This is a genomic window from Delftia sp. UME58 (assembly GCF_014170385.1).
In the GTDB taxonomy this organism is placed as follows: Bacteria; Pseudomonadota; Gammaproteobacteria; order Burkholderiales; family Burkholderiaceae_C; genus Comamonas; species Comamonas acidovorans.
Genome location: NZ_LZZV01000107.1, coordinates 25,517 through 31,556, shown reverse-complemented (window position 1 = coordinate 31,556; position 6,040 = coordinate 25,517). Strand labels below are relative to the sequence as shown.

Here is a 6,040-nt window from a genome sequence, read left to right as displayed (position 1 = left end):
ACCCCCACCCCCATCCACACCTGCACCGGGGACGGCCCGCCCCTGGTGCGCCTGCGCGAGGTCGGCAAGCGGTTCGCGAACGGCACGCTGGCGCTTGACGGCATGTCGCTCGACATCGGCGAGCACGACTTCATCAGTTTTCTCGGCCCCTCGGGCTGCGGCAAGAGCACGGCGCTGCGCCTGATCGCGGGCCTGGCACGCAGCAGCGGCGGCGACATCGACTGGCGCGATGACACACCAGGCCAGCCGCGTGGCGAGCGCGACCTGGGCTTTGTGTTCCAGGAGCCCGCCCTCATGCCCTGGGCCCGGGTGTTCGACAACGTGTGGCTGCCCCTGAGGCTGTCGGGAACGCGCCGCGACGCCGCCGCGCCGGTGGTGCAGCAGGCGCTGGAGATGGTGGGGCTTTCGCGCTTCGCCGACGTCTACCCGCGCGAGCTGTCGGGCGGCATGAGGATGCGCGTGTCCATCGCCCGCGCCCTGGTCACCCGCCCGCGCCTGCTACTGATGGACGAGCCCTTTGCCGCGCTCGACGAGATGACGCGCATCAAGCTCAACAACGACCTGCTGGCCATCTGGCGCGAGCAGCGCTTTTCCATCGTCTTCGTGACGCACAGCGTCTACGAGTCGGTGTACCTGTCCGACCGCATCGTGGTGATGGCCGCGCGCCCCGGCCGTGTGATCGACGAGATCCGCATCGACGAACCCTACCCGCGCGGCGAGACGTTTCGCACGTCGACCCGCTACAACGCGCACTGCGCCGCCGTCTCCCGTTCACTGCATGGAGCACTGCATGGCCTCGACATCGACCATTGAATCCGCAATCCCGGCCACAGCGGCCCCGGCAGCCACTGCGCCTGCGGCCACCACTCCCACGGCTGAATCGCTGCGCGCCCACGAGGACCGGCTGCACCGCCGCGAATCCGCGCTGCGCGTGGCCGTGCCGCTGGCCGTGGTCGCCGCGCTGCTGCTGGCCTGGGAATGGACGGTGCGCGCCAACGGCATCGCGCACTACATCCTGCCCGCGCCCTCGCTGATCCTGCGCACGCTGGTGGAGCACTGGGATTCCCTGTCCACCGCGCTGTGGTTCACCGTCAAGCTGACGCTGGCGGCGCTGGCCGCCGCCATCGTGGGAGGGGTGGCGCTGGCCATCGCCTTCGGCCTGTCCCGGTGGGTGGAGATCGGGCTGTTCCCGCTGGCCGTGCTGCTGCAGGTGACGCCCGTGGTGGCGATCGCCCCGCTGATCCTGATCTATGTCTCCGACACCACGGCGGCGCTGCTGCTGTGCGCGTGGATCGTGGCATTCTTTCCCATCCTCTCGAACACGGTCATCGGGCTCAAGAGCGCCGACAGCCTGCTGCGCGACCTGCTGCGGCTGTACCGGGCATCGCCCTGGCAGACCTTCCGCCATCTGCTGGTGCCCAGCGCACTGCCCTACTTCATGGCGGGCCTGAAGATCGCCGGCGGCCTGAGCCTGATCGGCGCCGTGGTGGCCGAGTTCACGGCGGGCACGGCGGGCCGGGAGACCGGCCTGGCATCGCGCATCCTGGAGTCGAGCTTTCGCACCGAGATCCCGATGATGTTCGCCGCGCTGCTGCTGGTATCGCTGCTGGGCATCGTCATCTTCGCCGTGTTCGCCACGCTGTCGCGCCTGATGCTCGGCCACTGGCATGAAAGCGAGATGCGCCATGAACGTTAGAGGACATCCGCAGCGCCCCCCCGTCGACTGGGAGGCCGTGCGCGCCGACCTGCGGGGCCTCAACCTGATCAGCACGCCCGGCCAGCGCCGGCAGCTGTCCCGCGATTTCCACTGGTACAGCCCCATTCTTTCGGCGCAGCTCGCGCACTGCGTGGCCGACCTCGTCGTCAAGGTCAGCACCGAAGAGGATGTGCGCCAGGCGCTGGCCGTGGCCGCGCGCTGGAAGCTGCCCGTCACCGTGCGCGGCGGCGGCACGGGCAACTACGGGCAATGCGTGCCTTTGCGGGGCGGCATCGTGCTCGACGTCACGCCCATGTGCCGCGTGCTGGACATCGCCCCGGGCCGCATCCGCGTGCAGGCCGGCGCGCGCATGCACGACATCGACCTCGCCGCGCGCGAGACCGGCCAGGCGCTGCGCATGTGGCCGTCGACCTGGCATGTGGCCACCATTGGCGGCTTCATCGCGGGCGGGTTCGGGGGCATAGGTTCGTTCCGGCACGGCATTCTGCGCGACAGCGGAAACCTGCTGCGCGCACGCGTGATGACGGTGGAGCGCACGCCGCGCACCATCGAACTGGCCGGCGACGAGATCCAGCAGGTGCACCACGCCTACGGCACCAATGGCGTGATCCTGGACCTGGAAGTGGCGCTGAGCCCGGCCGTGGAATGGGTGCATTGCACCCTGCTGTTTCCCACCTATGGTGGGGCGCTGGATTTCGGCATCGCGGCGCAGGACCCGTCGCTGGACCTGTTTTTGCTGTCGACGGTGGAGGCGCGCTTTGCCGCGTACTACACGGCCATGGGCCGGCATTTTCCAGCCGACCGGCACGCCGTGTTCACCATGGTGCCGCCCGCATCCATGCCGGCGCTGCGCGCCCTGGCCCGGGCGCATGGCGGCACGATCTCCGTCGCCGGAACCGAGGCCGAGCTGCTGGCCCAGGGCCTGCCGCCCGCCTACGAATGCGCCTTCAACCACACGACGCTGCAGGCGCTGAAGGCCGACCGCGGCTGGACCTACCTGCAGCTGGCCTATGCCCAGCCCTTCGACCCGGCCGTGGTGCAGCGCCATCTGTCGGTCTTTGGCGACGATGTGCTGCAGCACCAGGATTTCGCGCGCGCCCATGGCGAATGCGCCACCTTCGGCATCGTGCTCGTGCGCTGGAAGGGCGAGGAACACCTGAACGCCATCGTGCGCGAGATCGAGTCCCAGGGCGGCTGCCAGGTCTTCAACCCGCATGTGGTCACCATCGAGGACGGTGGCATGAAGACCATCGATGCCCTGCAGATCGCCTTCAAGCAGCGCAGCGACCCCATGGGCCTGCTCAATCCCGGCAAGACGCTGGGCTGGCAGCCCCACATGGAGCAGGAAGGCTGAGCCACGCCTGCCCTGCTTTGCCAGGTTCCCGACACCAGGAGAAACATGCCATGCCCGTGCCCGCCCGCCCAACCCCATCGCTCCTGCGAAGCGCCGTCACCGGCCTGGCGCTCATGTGCGCCGTGCTGGCCGCCCACGCCCAGGAAAAGGTGGTGTTCGCCACCAACTGGAAGGCGCATGCCGACCATGGCGGCTTCTACCAGGCGCTGGTGGACGGCACCTACCAGCGCTACGGCCTCGATGTGGAGATCCAGCAAGGTGGCGCCCTGGTCAACAACCGCCCCATGCTGCCCGCGGGCAAGGTCGATTTCCTGATGGCGGGCAATCTGCTGCAGTCCTTCGACAACGTCAAGAACGGCATCCCCACCGTGGTGGTCGCCGCGTTTTTCCAGAAGGACCCGCAGGCCCTGCTCGCCCATCCGGGCCAGGGCTACGACAGGTTCGAGGACATGGCCGGGGCGCCCGTGGCCTTCATCGGCAAGGACGGCCAGTTCAGCTTCTGGCAGTGGATGAAGTCGGAGCACGGCTTCCAGGACAAAAGCCTCAGGCCCTACACCTTCAACATGGGCCCCTTCCTGGCCGACAGGAAATCGGTGCAGCAAGGCTATGCGTTCTCCGAGCCCATCGCCATCCGCAACGCGGCCGGCTTCGAGCCCGTCGTGCACCTGCTGGCCGACCACGGTTTCTCCACCTATGCGACCACCATAGAGACGCGCACGGACATGGTGAAGAACCGGCCCGAGACCGTGCGCAGGTTCATCGAGGCCTCGATCATCGGCTGGAACCACTTCCTGTACGGCAAGAACGATGCCGCCAAGCAGAGGATCCTCCAGATCAACCCCGACGCCTCGCTGGCCGTGCAGCAGGGCTACATCGACCGCATCAAAAAGCTCGGCCTCGTGGACAGCGAGGATTCGCTGGCCCGGGGCATAGGCGCCATCGATCCGGCGCGCGTCAAGGACTTCCACGACAAGATGGTCAAGGCCGGCCTGTACCGCAGCGGCCAGATCGACCTGTCCAAGGTGGTGGACACGCGCTTCGTCAACCAGGGCGCGGGCGTCGACATCCGCAAGCAGCTGACGGGCCAATGAGCCGCGCAGCACACGCCTTGCCCTCCCGCCACGCTACAAGGAGATCCCGCAGCATGGGCCTCGAACGCACGCTCACCGTCCGCGTCTCGCGCATCGCGCGGCAGACACCCGACATCCTGGCATTCGAGCTGAGCCATCCGTGGGGCCGCCCCCTGCCCGGCTACGAGGCCGGCGCCCATATCGACGTGCACATGCCCGGCGGATTCTCGCGCCAGTACTCGCTGGCCCGGGCGCCGCGGCCTGCGGGCCAGCAGGCCTATGTGATCGGCGTCAAGCGCGAGGCGTCCAGCCGGGGCGGCTCGGCCTCCATGCATGAGCGCGTGCGCGAGGGCGATCTGATCGCCATCAGCTCGCCGCGCAACACCTTCCCGCTGCGCGCCCAGGCGCGCAGCCACCTGCTGCTGGCGGCCGGCATCGGCATGACGCCCCTGCTGGCCATGGCGCAGGAACTGGCCTTGCGCGGCGCGGATTTCACGCTGTGCGTGTTCGCCCGCAGCCGGGAGCACCTGGCCTTCGCCCAGGCCTTGCGCGCACCCGATCTGGCGCCGCATGTGCGGCTGCACCTGGACCAGGGCCCGGCCTCGCAGCGCATCGACCTGCGCCAGCTGCTGGCCGAACCCGCGCCCGGCACCCACGTGTATGTCTGCGGTCCCGCCGGCTTTGTGCAGGCTGTGCGCGAAGCGGCCGCCCACTGGCCCGAGGAGGCGCTGCACACCGAGTACTTCGCGGCGCCCGACGGCAGCGCCGCGGCCGCCACCGGCCGGCCCTTCACGCTGAAGCTGGCACGGCGCGGCATCGAGGTGCCCGTGGCCGCCGACCAGACGGCGGTGGATGCGCTGCATGACGTGGGCATTGACATTCCCGTGTCCTGCCAGCAGGGGCTGTGCGGCACCTGCGTCGTCCCCGGCGATGGCGACGGTGCCGAGCACCGCGATGTCTGCCTGACGGCCACCGAACGGCGCAGCCGCATCGCGCTATGCTGCTCGCGTGCCAAGAACCATGCGCTCGTGCTCGAGCTGTGACCGCCATGCCCTCTCCCTCCCCCACCCTCGACGACGCAGACACCGTGGATGCGCCCGCCACGCGCGGACGCTCGCGCAAGTACACGCAGGTGCTCGGCCTGATCCACCAGGCGGCCATCGAGGTGTTCGCCAGCGAGGGGCTGGCCGGCGCGTCCACGCAGGCCATCGCGGACAAGGCCGGACTGTCCAAGGCGCAGCTGCACTACTACATCGGCAGCAAGGAGGCGCTGTACCGGCAGGTGCTGCAGGACATCCTCAACGACTGGATCGTGGTCTTCGGCTTCAGCGACGAGGCCTTCGGCCCGCGCAAGGTGCTGGGCGATCTCATCCGCCGCAAGATGGTGTTCTCCTTCGAGCACCCTCTGCGTTCGCGCATCTTCACCGCCGAGATGATGCGCGGCGCGCCGGTGCTGCGCAGCATGATGGACACCAGCAAGCAGCGCACCCACCAGGCGGCGGCCGTGCTCCAGAACTGGATGAACCAGGGGCTGATGGACCCGGCCGACCCCATGCTGGTGCTGTTCCACATTTGGGCGGTGACGCAGTTCTATGCCGACCACGCCACCCAGGCCGCCTATTTCCGCGACACGCCGACCGACAGCGGTGAAAAGGACCGGCGCTATCTCATCGAACAGGTCATGGCATTCCTGATGAAGGGCTCCGGCGTCCGATAGCTGGCAGCCACGGCCGCCGCAGAAGCCGGGCGGCCATGCCACTGCGCATCAGGCCCTGATGGGGCGTGATGGCCTTTCTGGAAGGCACTTTTTCCATTCCATCGCGAAGCAGGCAACACGCAACAGGCATCCCTATTGCGTGAATGGCAGAGCCTTGCCCGCATCCAGGGAAAAACCGGCCC

At 68.6% G+C, this 6,040-nt stretch carries 6 protein-coding genes; all 6 read left to right on the top strand.

All coding sequences use genetic code 11. The features are described 5' to 3' along the window. The first annotated feature begins 12 nt into the window (after positions 1 to 12). The 6 genes from A9976_RS28590 to A9976_RS28565 are packed head-to-tail and all read left to right on the top strand — an operon-like array spanning position 13 to position 5,858. The gene (locus A9976_RS28590; RefSeq protein ID WP_183021774.1) at positions 13 to 813 is read left to right on the top strand and encodes an ABC transporter ATP-binding protein; all 801 of its coding nucleotides are present in this window, start codon (positions 13 to 15) and stop codon (positions 811 to 813) included. Next, positions 791 to 1,696, top strand: a complete 906-nt coding sequence (locus A9976_RS28585) for an ABC transporter permease (protein ID WP_183021773.1) — start codon at positions 791 to 793, stop codon at positions 1,694 to 1,696. The genes A9976_RS28590 and A9976_RS28585 overlap by 23 nt, the downstream gene beginning before the upstream one ends. Beyond that, positions 1,686 to 3,071, top strand: a complete 1,386-nt coding sequence (locus A9976_RS28580) for an FAD-binding oxidoreductase (protein ID WP_183021772.1) — start codon at positions 1,686 to 1,688, stop codon at positions 3,069 to 3,071. The genes A9976_RS28585 and A9976_RS28580 overlap by 11 nt, the downstream gene beginning before the upstream one ends. A 50-nt stretch (positions 3,072 to 3,121) precedes the next feature. After that, positions 3,122 to 4,162, top strand: coding sequence for an ABC transporter substrate-binding protein (locus tag A9976_RS28575; RefSeq protein WP_183021771.1), 1,041 nt, complete (start codon positions 3,122 to 3,124; stop codon positions 4,160 to 4,162). A gap of 53 nt (positions 4,163 to 4,215) precedes the next feature. Next, complete coding sequence (locus tag A9976_RS28570; RefSeq protein ID WP_183021770.1) at positions 4,216 to 5,184, top strand: PDR/VanB family oxidoreductase; 969 nt, start codon at positions 4,216 to 4,218, stop codon at positions 5,182 to 5,184. A 5-nt stretch (positions 5,185 to 5,189) separates the two neighbouring features. Next, entirely contained in the window at positions 5,190 to 5,858 is a 669-nt protein-coding gene (locus A9976_RS28565; protein WP_183021769.1) for a TetR family transcriptional regulator C-terminal domain-containing protein, read from the top strand. The last annotated feature ends 182 nt before the right edge of the window (positions 5,859 to 6,040 follow it).